Source organism: Comamonas sp. w2-DMI (assembly GCF_040187735.1).
Lineage (GTDB): Bacteria > Pseudomonadota > Gammaproteobacteria > Burkholderiales > Burkholderiaceae_C > Comamonas > Comamonas terrae.
Genome location: NZ_JBANEL010000001.1, coordinates 136,836 through 152,762, shown reverse-complemented (window position 1 = coordinate 152,762; position 15,927 = coordinate 136,836). Strand labels below are relative to the sequence as shown.

At 67.6% G+C, this 15,927-nt stretch carries 13 protein-coding genes; 8 read left to right on the top strand and 5 right to left on the bottom strand.

What is annotated here, in order from left to right; translation table 11 throughout:
* Positions 1 to 202: 202 nt before the first annotated feature.
* Both V8Z74_RS00630 and V8Z74_RS00625 read left to right on the top strand, forming a co-directional pair.
* Positions 203 to 1,147 carry a 5'-nucleotidase gene (locus V8Z74_RS00630; RefSeq protein ID WP_349707412.1) on the top strand — a complete coding sequence of 315 codons (945 nt, stop codon included), beginning with the start codon at positions 203 to 205 and terminating at the stop codon, positions 1,145 to 1,147.
* Positions 1,148 to 1,228: 81 nt separating this feature from the next.
* A complete protein-coding gene (locus V8Z74_RS00625; protein WP_245633303.1) occupies positions 1,229 to 1,675 on the top strand; it encodes an EF-hand domain-containing protein in 447 nt (148 codons plus the stop codon).
* Positions 1,676 to 1,758: 83 nt separating this feature from the next.
* Here the strand turns inward: V8Z74_RS00625 and V8Z74_RS00620 are convergent, their stop codons facing one another.
* The 3 genes from V8Z74_RS00620 to V8Z74_RS00610 form a co-directional block, all read right to left on the bottom strand.
* Positions 1,759 to 2,202, bottom strand: a complete 444-nt coding sequence (locus V8Z74_RS00620; protein WP_066479428.1) for a hypothetical protein — start codon at positions 2,200 to 2,202, stop codon at positions 1,759 to 1,761.
* A gap of 207 nt (positions 2,203 to 2,409) precedes the next feature.
* A complete protein-coding gene (locus V8Z74_RS00615; protein ID WP_066479435.1) occupies positions 2,410 to 2,922 on the bottom strand; it encodes a cyanophycin metabolism-associated DUF1854 family protein in 513 nt (170 codons plus the stop codon).
* Between the two features lie 3 nt (positions 2,923 to 2,925).
* The gene (locus V8Z74_RS00610) at positions 2,926 to 5,220 is read right to left on the bottom strand and encodes a cyanophycin metabolism-associated ABC transporter (RefSeq protein WP_066479438.1); all 2,295 of its coding nucleotides are present in this window, start codon (positions 5,218 to 5,220) and stop codon (positions 2,926 to 2,928) included.
* Between the two features lie 232 nt (positions 5,221 to 5,452).
* Between V8Z74_RS00610 and V8Z74_RS00605 the strand changes: the two genes are divergently transcribed.
* The 3 genes from V8Z74_RS00605 to V8Z74_RS00595 all read left to right on the top strand — a co-directional run bounded on the left by V8Z74_RS00605 (position 5,453) and on the right by V8Z74_RS00595 (position 10,789).
* On the top strand, positions 5,453 to 7,636 hold the full coding sequence (locus tag V8Z74_RS00605) for a cyanophycin synthetase (protein ID WP_066479443.1): 2,184 nt from the start codon (positions 5,453 to 5,455) through the stop codon (positions 7,634 to 7,636).
* A gap of 67 nt (positions 7,637 to 7,703) precedes the next feature.
* Positions 7,704 to 10,292: a cyanophycin synthetase gene (cphA, locus tag V8Z74_RS00600; protein WP_349707410.1), complete on the top strand. Its 2,589-nt coding sequence runs from the start codon at positions 7,704 to 7,706 to the stop codon at positions 10,290 to 10,292.
* 5 nt (positions 10,293 to 10,297) lie between these two features.
* Positions 10,298 to 10,789 carry a CreA family protein gene (locus tag V8Z74_RS00595; protein WP_349707409.1) on the top strand — a complete coding sequence of 164 codons (492 nt, stop codon included), beginning with the start codon at positions 10,298 to 10,300 and terminating at the stop codon, positions 10,787 to 10,789.
* A gap of 52 nt (positions 10,790 to 10,841) precedes the next feature.
* On the opposite strand, the gene V8Z74_RS00590 is transcribed toward V8Z74_RS00595, so the two are convergent.
* Together V8Z74_RS00590 and V8Z74_RS00585 are read right to left on the bottom strand one after the other, a co-directional pair.
* The gene (locus V8Z74_RS00590; protein ID WP_066479853.1) at positions 10,842 to 11,060 is read right to left on the bottom strand and encodes a hypothetical protein; all 219 of its coding nucleotides are present in this window, start codon (positions 11,058 to 11,060) and stop codon (positions 10,842 to 10,844) included.
* Between the two features lie 7 nt (positions 11,061 to 11,067).
* Positions 11,068 to 11,982, bottom strand: coding sequence for a LysR family transcriptional regulator (locus V8Z74_RS00585; RefSeq protein WP_066479454.1), 915 nt, complete (start codon positions 11,980 to 11,982; stop codon positions 11,068 to 11,070).
* A gap of 135 nt (positions 11,983 to 12,117) precedes the next feature.
* Between V8Z74_RS00585 and V8Z74_RS00580 the strand changes: the two genes are divergently transcribed.
* From V8Z74_RS00580 to V8Z74_RS00570, 3 genes are all read left to right on the top strand, one after another.
* A complete protein-coding gene (locus V8Z74_RS00580) occupies positions 12,118 to 13,215 on the top strand; it encodes a YeiH family protein (RefSeq protein ID WP_349707408.1) in 1,098 nt (365 codons plus the stop codon).
* A 193-nt stretch (positions 13,216 to 13,408) separates the two neighbouring features.
* Complete coding sequence (locus V8Z74_RS00575) at positions 13,409 to 13,894, top strand: MarR family winged helix-turn-helix transcriptional regulator (protein WP_349707407.1); 486 nt, start codon at positions 13,409 to 13,411, stop codon at positions 13,892 to 13,894.
* Positions 13,891 to 15,885, top strand: a complete 1,995-nt coding sequence (locus tag V8Z74_RS00570; protein ID WP_349707405.1) for an FUSC family protein — start codon at positions 13,891 to 13,893, stop codon at positions 15,883 to 15,885. Before V8Z74_RS00575 ends, V8Z74_RS00570 begins: the two co-directional genes overlap by 4 nt.
* Positions 15,886 to 15,927 lie beyond the last annotated feature (42 nt).

Here is a 15,927-nt window from a genome sequence, read left to right as displayed (position 1 = left end):
TCTTCTCCTGAACTTCATCAACAAGGGGCCGGTCGGTCTTGGCGGAAATCGCTTCGTTGCGGCGAGCCCATGGAGGTAACTATAGGGTTTTCACCAATTTGCAAAAACCCTGTGCTAGGCAACAGCCTATTTCAGAAACTGAAACAATCCGGCGCCCCCCCCACGGGGCGCTATGCTGGGACCCGAACCCAAGGACCACCCCATGCCCGTCACCCTGCAGGATCAGCTCGTCGTTGCCATCTCGTCGCGCGCGCTGTTCGATTTCGAAGAGGAAAACCGGCTGTTCGAGCACAGCGACCCGGCCACCTATCTGCAGCTGCAGCGCGACCGGCTCGACGTCGCGGCCGCGCCCGGCGTGGCGTTCTCGCTGGTGCAGAAACTGCTGGCCTTCAACACCGGCGGCCAGCAGCGGGTGGAAGTGGTGCTGCTGTCGCGCAACGACCCGGTCAGCGGCATGCGCGTCTTCCGCTCGGCCAAGGCCCATGGCTTGCATTCCATACAGCGCGGCGTGTTCACCCAGGGGCGCGACCCCTTCGGCTATCTGCGTCCGCTGGGCGCACAGCTGTTTCTCTCGGCCAACGCTCAGGACGTGACCCGGGCGCTGCAGCTGGGCTATCCGGCCGCCCATGTGTTCACCGACTCCATGCGTGCCAGCAGCAACCACCCGCAGGAGGTGCGCATCGCCTTCGACGGCGATGCCGTGCTGTTTTCCGACGAGGCCGAGCGCATCTTCCAGAGCCAGGGCCTGGAGGCCTTTCAGCGCCACGAGCTGGAAAAAGCCGCCCAGCCCCTGCCGGAAGGCCCGTTCAAGCCGTTGCTGGCCACGCTGTACCGGCTGCAGCAGATGGAGGTGCCGGACATGCGCATACGCACGGCCCTGGTCACCGCACGCAGCGCGCCCGCGCACGAGCGCGCGCTCAACACGCTGATGGACTGGAAGATTGCCGTGGACGAGGCCATGTTCCTGGGCGGGCTGCCCAAGGGCGCGTTCTTGCGCGAATTCGAGCCCGACTTCTTCTTCGACGACCAGACCGGCCATGTGCGCAATGCGGCCAGCCACGTGCCCGCAGGCCATGTGCGCAGCGGCATCGCGCACGAGGGCATGCCGCCCGTGCCCCTGGATGAAAGTAGCGGCAAGAAGCCGTAAAGGATTGCAAAAACCTGACCCCGGCCCTGCCAGGCGGTTGAGATCGTCCCGGCTGCCCCCATCTGTGAAAGCATGCGAAAAATGCCGAAATCCCTGTCCCGCCGCCACCGCACGCCGTCCGTCATGAAGACGGCCATGGCCGTGCTGCTGACCAGCGCCGCCTTCATGCTGCCCGCCGCGCGCGCCGAGGAAGGCGCCAAGGCACAAGCGGCGGCCGCGCCGCTTTCCAAGGGGGAAATCAAGGCCCAGCAGCAGTTCAAGATGCTGGACTTCAACCACGACGGCAAGCTCAGCCGCAGCGAAGTGTCGCTCATACCCAAGCTGGCCGCCGCTTTCGACGAGACCGACACCAACAAAGACGGCTATGTGACCTACGAGGAAGTGCGGGCCTTTGCCGTCAAGTACCGCGCCGCGCGCGAAAAGGCCAAGGCCGCCGAAGCCGCGCACCAGACCCCGCCGGCCGATGCGGGCGCGCCGGAGCACCATGCGGCTCCCGCTCCTCATTCGGAAGCTGCTGGCGCCCAGTGAGCCTTCTCTTCAGCCTTGTTGATTGCCAGAAATGATGGCTGGCCGGCGCAGAAAGCTATCAATACAGAAGCAGCCGTGCAACTTCAGCGGCCGCTGTCGCCGCCCGTGCGCTTGACCCTGGGTTCCGCATAGGTCAAGGGCTCGTTGCGCGCGCCCTGCTTGTTGTTCATCTGGTCCTCGGTCTGGCTGGCCTGCTGGGCCTGCTCCACCGCCTGGGCGCTGGCACGCCACAGCGATTGAAGGTGCTCGATCAGCATCTTGGAAATCGGCTCCTTGGGCGGCTCCTTCACCTCTTCCTTTTGCTTGACTTCCTCGGCCAGCGTCCAGTCACGGTTCTTCTGGTCCGCATTCGAGGGCTTTTCGGGACTGCGCACGCTGCGCCCTTCACCGATCTTGTCGACGGATTCGGTGGCATTGGCGGCATGCACGGGCCGCACGGGGACCGCTCCCGACGCGCCCGTGGAATACAGGTCTGCTCCCTGGGTGCGCCAAGAGGCGTGCGATCGGTCGACCGGTGGAATTTGCATGGCTGGGCCCCTCTGTGTGGTTTGTCTGCAGACGGGCGTGGAAATCCCGCCCTCGCCTCGTTATCGGCAGGCCTTGAGAAATCTGAAGCACTTTCCCACAAAATAATTTGATAGCAACCGCCACTTGCCCAGCAAGCTCCGGGGCCTGAAAACACAAAAACCTTGCCGCAATGCAGCAAGGTTTTTCAACGGCGCATCTCCGGCAACTCAGAGAAAGCGTTCAAGCAGCTTGCGCGAGTGCTTGTCCAGGGCGGCTGTATTCGGCACCTTGAACTGCACGCCATCCTGGCCCGCGATCAGCAGCTTGCTGCGGCCCGAGAGCTTGCGGATGTCCTCCTCGGCCTTGAGCACCATCTGCGTGGGCCCACGGTCGGTCAGCAGGTCCCAGGTGCTGGGCGTGGAAAAGCTCGAGACCTTGAGGATGCGCTCGATGGTCGGTACGAATTCGCGCACCGCCAGGTCCTGCTCGATCAGCTGGCGCGCCTGCGGGTCCAGGTCGGCCATATGGGGTATCCACAGTGCTTCCTTGCCGTCGGCCGCGACCAGGGACAGACCGTCCTCGGGCGCGCCCAGGGGAAAGGCGCGCACCGGCACCACGGATTCGAAGCGCGTGCCGTCGCCCAGGGTCAGCACCAGGCGGCCATGGGCGTTGCGCTCCAGGCGCATGCCGGCCGCGCCGGAATGCGGTGCGGGGTTCGGAGCGTGGGGGTCGTGCAGCATGGCTTATTCCTCGGTCGTCATTTGCAGGGTCAGGCCCGCGGCCTGGGCGTCTTCCTCGGCGCGGCGCGCCTGCGCCTCGTACAGGCGCCAGTAGTGGCCCTTGAGAGCCATCAGCTCGTCGTGCGGGCCGACTTCGACGATCTCGCCGCGGTCCATGACCACGAGGCGGTCCGCCTTGCGAAGCGTGGACAGGCGGTGGGCGATCGCGATCGTGGTGCGCCCCTGCACCAGGTTGTCCAGCGCCTTCTGGATCTCCTTCTCGGTCTCGGTGTCCACGGCCGAGGTCGCCTCGTCCAGGATCAGGATGCGCGGATCGATCAGCAGCGCCCGCGCGATCGAGATGCGCTGTCGCTCGCCGCCCGACAGGCCCTGGCCGCGCTCGCCCACCAGCGAGTCGTAGCCATGCGGCAGGCGCAGGATGAATTCATGGGCATGGGCGGCGCGCGCCGCGGCCACGATCTCCTCGCGCGTCGCATCCGGCTTGCCGTAGGCGATGTTCTCGGCGATCGTACCGAAGAACAGAAAGGGCTCCTGCAGCACCAGGCCGATGTTGCTGCGGTAGTCGGACACGGACATGCGGCGCACGTCCACGCCGTCCAGCTGTATCGAGCCCTCGGAGACGTCGTAGAAGCGGCAGATCAGATTGACCAGCGTGCTCTTGCCCGAGCCGCTGTGGCCCACGAGGCCGATCATCTCGCCGGGGCGGATCTGCAGGTCCAGATGCTTGATGACGGCGCGGCTGCCGTAGCGGAAGCTCACGTCCTCCATGGTGATGGCGCCCGTGGTCCGGGGCAGCTTCACGGGATTGACGGGTTCGGGCACGTTGCTCACGTGGTCGAGGATGTCGAAGATGCGCTTGGCGCCGGCCGCGGCCTTCTGCGTGACCGAGACGATGCGGCTCATGGAGTCCAGCCGCGTATAGAAGCGGCCGATGTAGGCGATGAAGGCCGTCAGGATACCCACGGTGATCTTCTCGTGGGCCACCAGGTAGATGCCGAAGCCCCAGACGATGAGCAGGCCGATCTCGGTCAGCAGCGTGACGGTGGGGGTGAACAGCGACCAGGTCTTGTTCACCTTGTCGTTGGCCTGCAGGTTGACCTGGTTGGCATCGGCAAAGCGGTCGGATTCGCGCTTTTCCTGGGCGAAGGCCTTGACCACGCGGATGCCGGGAATGGTGTCGGCCAGCACATTGGTCACCTCGGACCAGACGCGGTCGATCTTCTCGAAGCCCGTGCGCAGGCGGTCGCGCACGGTATGGATCATCCAGGCGATGAAGGGCAGCGGCACCAGCGTCACCAGCGCCAGCCAGGGGTTGATCGAGAACAGGATGACCGAGGTCATCACGATCATCAGCACGTCGGTGGCGAAATCCAGCGCATTGAGCGACAGAAAGAGGTTGATGCGGTCGGTTTCGGCGCCGATGCGCGCCATCAGATCGCCCGTGCGCTTGCTGCCGTAGTAATCGACCGACAGCGTCAGCAGGTGGTTGTAGGTGGTGGTGCGCAGGTTGGCGCCGATGCGCTCGGACACCTTGGCCAGCACGAAGGTGCGCGCCCAGCCCAGCGCCCAGGCCAGCAGGGCCGAGCCCAGCAGCGCGCCCAGGTAGAAGGTCACCAGGCCCGGGTCGATCTTCTCGCCGTTCTGGAACGGAATCAGGATCTTGTCCATCAGTGGGATGGTCAGGTACGGAGCCACGAGCTGCGCGCCGGTCGTGGCCAGCGTCAACAGAAAGCCCAGCAGCAGCTGGTTTTTGTAAGGTTTGGCAAAACGCCAAAGCCGCAGTAACACCCAGGTCGAGGTCTGCGGCCCCTGCTGGCGCGCGCAGGCCGGGCATTCCTCGGTGTCGGGCGGCAGCACCGTGTGGCAGACCGGGCAGTGGGCGGTTTCCTCGTCCTCCTGGTCCACATAGTCCTGGCCGCGCGCCATGCGTTCGCGCTGGCGGTCGAACTGCTGCATCAGCAGCACGATGGAGGTCTGGTGGGTGAGCGTGATATGCCACAGGCCCAGGCGCCGGTCGTGGTCGTGCAGCTCCAGATTGCCCACGCCGCCGTGGTCCTGCAGGCGCAGGCTCTGATCCACGGCAAGCGGCCACTCACGCCATTGGTGGTCGACCGGATCGCAGGCCAGCAGGCGCTCCTGCGTCAGTGCCAGCAGACCGTTTCCGAAGCGCAGATCCGCACTCAGGTCAACCGGGACGATAGCTAGTACGTTTTCTTGGGGAGCGAGCCTGGCTCGCAGTTCGTCCCCCAAAGGACCGGCAAACACGGCCGAAGCGTCCACAGTATGGTGATGTTGCATGTTGAGTTATTTTCTTTCCGCCTCCGGCGGCTCCTTGGGCCTTGCGGCAGCCGCCAGGCAGGACGAACGCGGCAGGGCCGTGCGCTCGATATACCCTGGTTAACGCGCGAACCTGCATTTAGGCTGACAGCCCGACAATATGATGATTCTGGGCGCACAATGCCTTTCCCTCCTGCGCAGCGCCTAAACGCCTGCCCCTCATTTCGCTATCCGCTTACCCGCTGACCACGACATGGCCAAATTCAACGACATCCAACTCCTGCGCACCACTTTTCTGCGTGGCCCCAGCGTCTGGACCTACCGCCCCGTGCTGGAAGTCTGGCTGGACCTGGGAGAGCTGGAAGACTATCCGTCCAACAAGATTCCCGGCCTCAACGAGCGTCTGACCACCTGGCTGCCCGACCTGATCGAGCACCACTGCGGCGTCGGCGAGCGCGGCGGCTTCATCCAGCGGCTGGAGGGCGGCACCTGGATGGGCCATGTGCTCGAGCATGTCATCATCGAGCTGCTCAACCTCTCGGGCATGCCCGCCGAATTCGGCCAGACGCGCGAGATCTCCAAGCGCGGCATCTACCGCATGGTGTTCCGCTGCCCCGAGGAGGCCGTGGCCCGCGTGGCGCTGGAACAGGGCCACCAGCTGCTGATGGCTGCCATCAACGACGAGCCCTTCAATCTCAAGCAGGCCATCCACGCCATCAAGACGGCCATCAACGACCGCTACCTGGGCCCCAGCACGGGCTGCATCGTCGATGCGGCCGGCGAGCGCCGCATTCCCCATATCCGCCTGAACGACGGCAACCTCGTGCAGCTGGGCTACGGTGCCGCGCAGCGCCGCATCTGGACCGCCGAGAGCGACCAGACCAGCGCGATTGCCGAAGGCATTGCGCAGGACAAGGACTTCACCAAGCGCCTGCTGGCCGCCTGCGGCGTGCCCGTGCCCGAGGGCCAGATCGTGCACTCGCCCGAGGAAGCCTGGGAAGTGGCGCAGGACATCGGCTTTCCCGTCACCGTCAAGCCTTCGGACGGCAACCACGCGCGCGGCGTGACGCTGGAGCTGTCCGAGGAAGAAGACATCAAGGCTGCCTTCGCGCTGGCCCAGCCCGAGGGCTCGGACGTCATCGTCGAGAAGTTCATCGACGGCGTGGAGCACCGCATCCTGGTCGTCGGCGGCAAGGTGGTCGCGGCCACCAAGGGCGAGACCGTGAGCGTGCACGGCAATGGCAAGTCCACGCTGCGCGAGCTGGTGGAAGTGCTCAACCAGGACCCGCGCCGCGGCCCCGAGCAGGAATACCCGCTGGACTGGATCAATCTCGACTCGGGCGCCGTCAAGCTGGAACTGAACCGCCAGCACGTGACGCCCGACTCCGTCATCGCCCAGGGCCAGAGCATCCTGCTGCAGCGCAACGGCAACATGGCCATCGACTGCACCGACGACGTGCACCCCGACGTGGCCTACTACGCCACGCTGGCCGCCAAGATCGTGGGCCTGGACATCGCGGGCATGGACATGATCCTCAAGGATGTGTCCCAGCCCATGAAGGGCCAGGGCGCCATCCTCGAAGTCAATGCCGGCCCCGGCCTGCTGATGCACCTCAAGCCCACCAGCGGCGCGCCGCGCCCCGTGGGCATGGCCATCGTGGACCACCTGTTCCCGCGCACCGAGGAAGGCACGGGCGCGGGCCGCATTCCCATCGTCGGCATTGCCGGCACGCGCGAGAACGCCTTCATCTCGCGCCTGGTGGGCTGGCTGCTGCAGCTGTCGGGCAAGCTCACGGGCGTGGCCAGCAGCGAGGGCATGTTCCTGGCCAACCGCCAGACGCAGAAGACCAACACTGCCAACTGGGCGGGTGCGCACCGCCTGCTGACCAACCGCCTGGCCGAGGCCGCGGTGATCCAGACCACTTCGCGCTCCATCCTCGAGGAAGGCCTGGCCTACGACCGCTGCCTGGTCGGCGTGGTCACCGACATGGACGGCTACGAGGAGCTGGCCGACCACGATGTGCTCGAGCCCTCCAAGATGCGCCGCGTGCTGCGCACCCAGATCGACGTGGTGCTGGACGAAGGCGCCGGCGTGCTCAATGCCGACCTGCCCGAGGTGGCCGACCTGGCCGAGCTGTGCGACGGCGAGGTGATCTTCTACAGCGCCGATGCCGGCAACGCCGTGGTCGCCGCGCACCGCCAGAGCACCGAGAAGAACCACGACGGCGGCCGCGCCGTGCTGGTCAAGGGCCAGAACGTGGTGCTGGCTTCAGGCGGCCAGGAACGCGTGCTGGGCACGCTGGCGGCGCTTTCGCTGCCCGGCGGCAAGCGCCCCGACACGCCGGCCCTGCTCGCCGCCATCGCCACGGCCTGGGCCCTGGATATCACGCCCGATCTGATTGCCGCAGGCATCAAGACCTTCGAATACAACGCCTGATACGCCGCCCACGACGAAATGCCAACCGCCCGTGCCCGACGCCGGGCGGCCATCTGAAAGAACCACTATGCAGATCACCCGCATCCGAGCCTTGCGTGGCCCCAACCTCTGGACCCGCAGCACCGCCATCGAAGCCGTCGTGCAATGCGAGGAAAGCGAACAGCTCTACACCGCCATTGCCGGGTTCGAGGACAAGCTGCGCGCGCGCTTCCCGACCATCGGCACGCTGCAGCCCCACGGCGCCGACCAGAAGCTGTCCCTGGCCCATGTGATGGCCGTGGCCGCCCTGTCGCTGCAGGCGCAGGCCGGCTGCCCGGTCACCTTCAGCCGCACGCACGAGACCGTGGAGCACGGCACTTTCCAGGTCGTGGTCGAGTACACCGAGGAAGCCGTGGGCCGCCTGGCCATGGAGCAGGCCGAGGCCTTGATCCAGGCCGCGCTGAACGACACGCCCTTCGACAGCGGCAAGGTCATTGCCCAGCTGCGCGAACTTGACGAGGACGAGCGCATCGGCCCCTCGACCGGCGCCATCGTCGAAGCGGCCGTCGCCCGTGGCATTCCGTTCCGCCGCCTGACGTCCGGCTCGCTGGTGCAGCTGGGCTGGGGCTCCAAGGCGCGGCGCATCCAGGCGGCCGAACTGGACTCCACCAGCGCCGTGGCCGAGTCCATCGCGCAGGACAAGGATCTGACCAAGCGCCTGCTGCATGCGGCCGGCGTGCCCGTGCCCATGGGCCGCCCCGTGACCGACGTGGAAGACGCCTGGGCCGTGGCCCAGGAAGTGGGCCTGCCCGTGGTGGTCAAGCCCCAGGACGGCAACCAGGGCAAGGGCGTGGTGGTCAACATCACCACGCGTGAAGGCCTGGAGGCCGCCTACAAGACCGCCAGCGAATTCGGCGACGAAATCATGGTCGAGCGCTTCCTGCCAGGCCACGACTTCCGCCTGCTGGTGGTCGGCGGCCAGCTCGTGGCCGCGGCCCGCCGCGAGCCGCCCCAGGTGCTGGGCGACGGCAGGCACACCATCCGCGAACTAGTGGACATCGTCAACCAGGACCCGCGCCGCGGCTCGGGCCACGGCACGGCGCTGACCAAGATCCGCCTGGACGACATCGCCATCGCACGCATTGCCTCCGAGGGCCTGACGCCCGACTCCGTGCCGGCCCAGGGCCAGCGCGTGGTGCTGCGCAACAACGCCAACCTGTCCACCGGCGGCAGCGCCACCGACGTGACCGACGACGTGCACCCCGAAATCGCGGCCCGCGCCATCGAGGCGGCCCAGACCATAGGCCTGCACATCTGCGGCGTGGACGTGGTCTGCGAGACCATGCTGCGCCCGCTCGAGGAGCAGAACGGCGGCATCGTCGAAGTGAATGCCGCTCCGGGCCTGCGCATGCACCTGGCGCCTTCGTTCGGCCGGCCGCGCAACGTGGGCGTGCCCATGGTGGACGAGCTGTTCGCGCCCGGCAACGACGGCCGCATTCCGCTGGTGGCCGTGACCGGCACCAACGGCAAGACCACGACCACGCGCGTGATCGCCCACCTCTTCACCTCGCACGGCTGGCGCACGGCCATGACCAATACCGACGGCGTCTACGTCAACGGCCGCCAGATCGACAGCGGCGACTGCTCGGGCCCCAAGAGTGCGCGCAACGCCCTGGCCCATCCCGAGACCGACGCAGCCGTGCTCGAATGCGCGCGCGGCGGCATCCTGCGCGAAGGCCTGGGCTTCGACCGCTGCCAGGTGGCCGTGGTCACCAACGTGGGCGAAGGCGACCACCTGGGCCTGAACTTCATCACCACCAAGGAAGACGTGGGCGTGCTCAAGCGCGTCATCGTGCAGAACGTGGCCACCGACGGCTACGCCGTGCTCAATGCGGCCGACCCGCTGGTGGCAGCCATGGCCACGGCCTGCCCCGGCAAGGTGATCTTCTTTGCCGCCGACCGCCACCACCCCGTGATGGCCACGCACCGCGCCCAGGGTAACCGCGTGGTTTATGTGGACGGCGACAGCGTCGTGGCCGCCGAAGGCTCCTGGCGCGAGTCCATCCCGCTGCGCGAGATTCCGCTCACGCGCGGCGGCGCCATCACCTTCCAGGTGGAAAACGTCATGGCCTCCATCGGTGCCGCCTGGGCGGCCGGCCTGCCCTGGCAGACCATCCGCCGCGGCCTGGCGGGCTTCATGAACGACAGCGACAACGCTCCGGCGCGCTTCAACGTCATGGACTACCGCGGCGCCACGGTGATTGCCGACTACGGCCACAATCCCGACGCCATCCGCGCCCTCTCCCAGGCCGTGGAGGCCATGCCGGCCAAGCGCCGCAGCGTGGTCATCAGCGGCGCCGGCGACCGCCGCGACCAGGACATCACCGAACAGACCCAGATCCTGGGCAAGGTGTTCGACGATGTGATCCTCTACCAGGACGCCTGCCAGCGCGGCCGCGAGGACGGCGAGGTGCTGGCCCTGCTGAGAAAGGGCCTGGAAGGCGCGCCGCGCACCAGCTATTCCACCGAGATCCATGGCGAATTCATCGCCATCGACCATGCCCTGGCGCGCCTGCAACCCGGCGACCTGTGCCTGGTGCTGGTCGACCAGGTGGAAGAAGCGCTCGAGCACCTGCGCAAGCATGTGAGCGGCAGCGTGGGCACGGCCACGGCTTGAAGTCCATGAAACGCCTGTCCATCGCCCTGGCCGCGCTGGCCACTGCCGTGGGTGCCCTGCTTTTGCCGGGCACCGGCCGGGCCGAGACCATTGGCTCGGTCGATACCGTGTTCAAGCTCATCGGCCCCGACCACAAGATCGTGGTCGACGCTTACGACGATCCCCGGGTGCCCGGCGTGACCTGCTATGTCTCGCGCGCCAAGACCGGTGGCATCAAGGGCGGGCTGGGCCTGGCCGAGGACCGCTCCGAGGCGTCGATCGCCTGCCAGGCCACGGGCAACATCCAGTTCCCCGCGCCGCTGCCGCAGCAGGAGGAAGTGTTCACCGAACGCACCTCGCTGCTGTTCAAGCGCCTGCGCGTGGTCCGCATGGTCGATGAAAAGCGCAACACACTGGTCTACATGACGTATTCGGACCGTGTCATCGAAGGCTCGCCGCAAAACAGCGTGACGGCCGTTGCCGTGCCGCGCGGCACGCCGATTCCGCTGAAGAAATAAAGGCCCGGCCGCCTGCGCCATGGCGGCGCGGGCTGCCGCGGCCACAGGCCGTTCACCCGGGCACCATCCCGCCCGCATCCAGCGCCGGCGGCCGCAGCAGGTCCTCGTTCACACCCATGGCCTGGCTGGCGCGCTCCACGGCCTGCCAGAGCGGCGCAGGCATCCGCAAAATGGCTTCGGGCGATTCGGCGGCCGCAATCCAGCGGCTGATCTGAAAGTGCTGCTCGCTGGTGAGCAGGTCCAGGTGCAGCATCTCGTCAATGGTCTTCATGCCGCCATCATGCACCGTCTTCCGGCACGGACTGATGGCAGGCCTGCACAAAAGCCTGCAGTGCGGGCGAGCGCCGCTTGCCCTCGCGCTGCACCAGCGAGAAATGCCGCCACATGCGCGGCAGCGCGGTCGGCAGGATCACCAGCTCGCCGGAGGCCAGTTGCGCCTGCACCAGCACCCGCGACAGGCAGCTGATGCCCAAGCCCTGGGCCACGCAGCGCGCAATGGCCTCGGAGCTGCCCATGGTGGACGACGCCGGCATCTGGTGCAGATGCGGCAGCAGCGCATGCTCGACCATTTCGCGCGTGCCCGAGCCCGGCTCGCGCAGCAGCCAGGCGGCCTTGCGCAGCGCCGCCACGCCCAGCGGCTTGTGCGCGGCCTGGGCCACCAGCGCATGGCGGGGCGAAGCCACCATCACCAGCTCGTCGCGCAGCCAGGGTTCCACCTCCAGGCCCGGCCAATGGCTGCTGCCCTCGATCAGGCCCAGGTCCACCTCCAGTGCCTGCACGGCTTCGCCGACTTCCCGCGTGTTGGCGATCTGCAGGTCCACGCGCACCTTGGGATGGGTGCGCGCCAGCCGCGCCAGCACCTGGGGCAAGGCATAGGTGCCGATGGTGGTGCTGGCCGCCACGCGCAGGTGCACGGGCAGGTCGGCCGCGCTGGCGGAGAACGCCTGCTCTATGCTGCGCGCCTGCTCCAGCGTGCCCAGCGCCTGGGGCAGCAGCGTGCGGCCCGCATCGTTGAGCGCCAGGCGCTTGCCCACGCGCTCGAACAGCTGCACGCCCAAGGCCTGCTCCAGCTGCTGCAGCGCCGCGCTGGTGGCCGATTGCGACAGCGCCACGGCCTGGGCCGCAGCCACCGTGGAACCGGTCTGGGCCACGGCACAGAAAATCTCGAGCTGACGCAGCGTGAGGTGCAGCATGGGAAACCCTTCAACCTGTTTTATCGATTGATGTTAGAAAAACTATTCGTTATACAAATATAACCAACAAATCTAAAGTGCTCTTCACCGCGGCAGAAAGCCTGGCTTCCGCAGGCCGCTGCGCTGCAAGACACCATGAACACCTCGTCGATTTCCGCCACCGCCCAGCCAGCCGCAGAGTCCGGCTGGCTGCACAAGCCCCTGGGCATGCTGCCCGGCCTGCTGCTGGCAGGCGCCATTGCCGCCTTGGGCCTGTGGGCCGCGCGCTTTCCCTCGGTCGCCGCCCATGGCCTGAGCGCGCTGACGCTGGCCATCGTCATCGGCCTCGTCATCGGCAATACGGTCTACCCGGCCATGGCGGCCCGCTGCGGCAGCGGCGTGGGCTTTGCCAAGGCCCGGCTGCTGCGCGCGGGCATCATCCTCTACGGCCTGCGCCTGACCTTCCAGGACATCGGCCAGGTCGGCATGGCCGGCGTGCTCATCGATGCGCTGGTGCTGTCCAGCACCTTTTTGCTGGCCCAGTGGATAGGCCAGAAGCTGCTGGGCATGGACCGGCGCACCACCTTGCTGATCGGCGCGGGCAGCTCCATCTGCGGCGCGGCGGCCGTGCTGGCGACCGAGCCCGTGGCCAAGGGCCGCGCCGAGGATGTGGCCGTGGCCGTGGCCACCGTGGTGGTGTTCGGCACCATCGGCACCTTTCTCTACCCCGCGCTGTTCCACTGGAATGCCGAGCACGGCTGGTTCGACATCGGCCTGCAGCAATACGGCCTGTACGTGGGCTCCACGGTGCACGAGGTGGCCCAGGTGGTGGCCGCCGGCGAAGCCGTCGGCAGCCAGGCCGCCGACGTGGCCGTGATCTCCAAGATGGTGCGCGTGATGATGCTGGCCCCCTTTCTGCTGGTCCTGTCCATGTGGCTGGCCCGCAGCGAGCGCGGCCAGGGTGGCGAAGGCGGCGCCGGCGGCAGCCGGATCACCATCCCCTGGTTTGCGCTGGGCTTTGTGCTGATGGCCGGCATCCACTCGCTGGGCGTGCTGCCCGACGGCCTGGTCGCCGCCGGCGTGGAGCTGGACAACGTGCTGCTCACCCTGGCCATGGCAGCCCTGGGCCTGACCACCCACATCGGCGCCGTGCGCGCCGCGGGCACCCGGCCGCTGCTGCTGGCCTCGCTGCTCTTCGTCTGGCTGCTGGTCGCGGGCTGGGCCTTGAATCTGTGGATTCCTGCGCTGTTCTGAATGCGCTATGGTTTTGCAAGCTATCTACGCTGGATGGATAGCAGTTTCAAGGCCTAAATCCATCAAAACCCCTCCAAAGAGAGCGCCATGCGCTCTCTTTTTTTTATCAGAACCTAGTAAATACCCTTGGATTTCGATTGCAAATAAATTAATTTGAATTGCAAATTAATTACATGAGCAGCAAAATTCGGCCATGTCTTTTGCCGATGCTCCCGATCGCGCCCGCCTGGGCTTTCTCATGGTCACCCTGGTACGCCAATGGCGCCGGCTGGTGGAGGAACAACTGGCGGCCAACGGCCTGACCGATGCCACCTGGACGCCGTTGCTGCACCTGCGCGCCTGGGGCGACGGCGTGACGCAGAAGGAGCTGGCCGAACGCGTGGGCCTGGACGGCTCCAGCCTGGTGCGCCTGCTCGACATCCTCGAAAGCCGCGGCTGGGTGGAGCGCCGCGCGGACGCCTCCGACCGCCGCAGCAAGCGCATCTTCCTCACCGATAGCGGCCATGCCGAAGTCAGCGGCATCCGCGCCACCATGCTGGATGCCGAACTGGCCATGCTGCAGGACCTCAGCGACGCCGAGGTCAGCGCCATGCTGGGCGGCATCCACAAGATCCGCGCGCGCATGGAACAGATCCACGGCACCCGCAAGCTGCCCGCAGGCGAAGGGGAAGGCCAGTGACCGTCGCCGTCTACGACCGCTTCCTCGAACGCGCCGCGCACTGGGGCTTCGACAGCGCGCGGCTGCGCCAGCACCTGCGTACGGCCTTTGCCGCCTGCCTGGCGGTGCTGGCCGCCTGGGCCCTGGGCCTCGAACATCCGCAATGGGCCGGCATGACGGTCTGGGCCGCCTCCCAGCCGCTGCGCGGCCAGCTGCTCGAGAAAAGCTTTTTCCGGACCACCGGCACCGTCGTCGGCACCGCCGCGGGCATAGGCCTGGTGCTGCTGGCCCATGGCGACCTGCTGTGGCTGGTCACGGGCCTGGCGCTGTGGCTGGGCCTGTGCGCGGGGCTGGGCAATCTGCAGCGCGGCTTTGCCTCCTACGGCACCATGCTGTCCGGCTACTCGGCGGCCATGGTGGCGCTGCTCGATGCCGGCCATCCCGAACATGTCTATGCGCTGGGCTGGGATCGCCTGTTCACCGGCCTGACCGGCGTGGCTGCCGCCCTCGTCGTGGGCTGGCTGTTCACGCCCGTGGGCGGCGAGATTCCGGGCAACGACCAGGTGCGGCGCCTGTGCGCGCGGCTGCTGCGCGACATCGCGGCCGCAGCCCGTGGCCAGGCCGGCTTCTCGCGCCAGGCCCTGGCCGAACGCCTGTCGGCCATGGCCGTGATCGAGGAAGGGCTGGATCCCCATGCGGCCGGTTCGCAGCGCTCGCGCCGCGCCGTGCGCGCCCTGCGCCGATTGATCAACACCCAGATTTCGGCCCTGCTGTGGCTGCGCGACGATGCGTCCCAGCAGCGCGGCGCGCACTTCACCCCTGCGCAGGCCACCACCTTGGCCGAGGCACTGGAGCAGGCCGCGCTGGCGCTGGAAACCCAGAGCCTGCCGCAGTCCTCCGTGGACCAGCTGGCCCGCGCCGGCGCGGCGGCTGCCGGCTGGGGCGCGGCGCAGGGGCTGATCGAGAACCTGCGCCTGGCCCTGCATGCCCATCTGGTCGCTTCCACCGACGAGCCCCTGTCGCCCCAGCACCGCGCGCGCCAGCTGCCCGTGGTGCTGCACCGCGACTGGGTGGGCGCGCGCCGCGCCGCGCTGCGCGCCGCGCTGGCCGTCTTCATCGTCGGCATGGTCTGGGTGCTCACGGGCTGGAGCGGCGGCATCTACATGCTGCTGGGCCTGTCCATCATGATCACCGTCTTCTCCTCGTTCGAGAACCCGGCCTTCACCATGCGCTATGTGACGGCGGGCCAGGCCCTGGGCGTGTTCGTGGCGCTGGCCTGCCAGTGGCTGGCCTGGCCGTTCGCCCACAGCCAGCTGCAGATGGTGCTGTGGATGATGCCGTTCATCGTCCTGGGCGCGCTGCTCTTCAGCCACCGCCGCACCATGCTCAGCGGCTACGACTGCAACATGGTGCTGCTGCTCCTGCTCTCGCCCCATTACCCGCAGACCGGCACCCTGCTGCACTCACTGGCCCTGGGCTTTGCCGTGGTCACCGGCCCGCTGGCCGGCTGGGCCACCTACCGCTTTTTGCTGCCCGTGACGCTGCAGGGGCGCCTGCAGGCCCTGCGCGCCATGATGGTGCACGAGATCCAGGACATGGCCGCACGTCCGCTGGCCACGCGCGACGCCAGCGCCGACGAGCGCACGCAGCGCGTCTGGCGCGCACGCCTGTACCACCGGCTGCTGCGCCTGGTGCGCACCGCCGAAAAGGCCGGCGCCCAGCAGGCCCAGGCCGCCGCCGACTGCGGCCTGGCCGCGCTGCGCGTGGGCAAGTCCGTCTACCTGCTGCAGACCCTGTCCCGGGATGGCTCGCTGGGCGAAAGCACGGCGCGCTGCGTGCACAGCGCCCTGCTGCGCCTGCAGCGGCTGCAAAGCGCCCCGGCCAAGGCCTTGCCGCTGCTGGAAGCCGTGGGCCGGCGCATTGCGCCGCAGGCGCCCGAGAAGGCCCTGCTGCTGCAACAGGCCGCGCAGGACATCGCCAGGCACCCGGAGTTCTTCGCGGCCAGGGCATAAACAAAAAGCCGCTGTGTTTCCGCAGCGGCTTTCCTGCTCTGA

What these genes read in the sequence shown, in the direction of transcription:
- V8Z74_RS00630 (WP_349707412.1), top strand. Translation starts at nt 203, where the DNA reads ATGCCCGTCACCCTGCAGGATCAGCTCGTCGTTGCCATCTCGTCGCGC.
- V8Z74_RS00625 (WP_245633303.1), top strand. Translation starts at nt 1,229, where the DNA reads ATGCCGAAATCCCTGTCCCGCCGCCACCGCACGCCGTCCGTCATGAAG.
- V8Z74_RS00620 (WP_066479428.1), bottom strand. Translation starts at nt 2,202, where the DNA reads ATGCAAATTCCACCGGTCGACCGATCGCACGCCTCTTGGCGCACCCAG.
- V8Z74_RS00615 (WP_066479435.1), bottom strand. Translation starts at nt 2,922, where the DNA reads ATGCTGCACGACCCCCACGCTCCGAACCCCGCACCGCATTCCGGCGCG.
- V8Z74_RS00610 (WP_066479438.1), bottom strand. Translation starts at nt 5,220, where the DNA reads ATGCAACATCACCATACTGTGGACGCTTCGGCCGTGTTTGCCGGTCCT.
- V8Z74_RS00605 (WP_066479443.1), top strand. Translation starts at nt 5,453, where the DNA reads ATGGCCAAATTCAACGACATCCAACTCCTGCGCACCACTTTTCTGCGT.
- cphA (WP_349707410.1), top strand. Translation starts at nt 7,704, where the DNA reads ATGCAGATCACCCGCATCCGAGCCTTGCGTGGCCCCAACCTCTGGACC.
- V8Z74_RS00595 (WP_349707409.1), top strand. Translation starts at nt 10,298, where the DNA reads ATGAAACGCCTGTCCATCGCCCTGGCCGCGCTGGCCACTGCCGTGGGT.
- V8Z74_RS00590 (WP_066479853.1), bottom strand. Translation starts at nt 11,060, where the DNA reads ATGAAGACCATTGACGAGATGCTGCACCTGGACCTGCTCACCAGCGAG.
- V8Z74_RS00585 (WP_066479454.1), bottom strand. Translation starts at nt 11,982, where the DNA reads ATGCTGCACCTCACGCTGCGTCAGCTCGAGATTTTCTGTGCCGTGGCC.
- V8Z74_RS00580 (WP_349707408.1), top strand. Translation starts at nt 12,118, where the DNA reads ATGAACACCTCGTCGATTTCCGCCACCGCCCAGCCAGCCGCAGAGTCC.
- V8Z74_RS00575 (WP_349707407.1), top strand. Translation starts at nt 13,409, where the DNA reads ATGTCTTTTGCCGATGCTCCCGATCGCGCCCGCCTGGGCTTTCTCATG.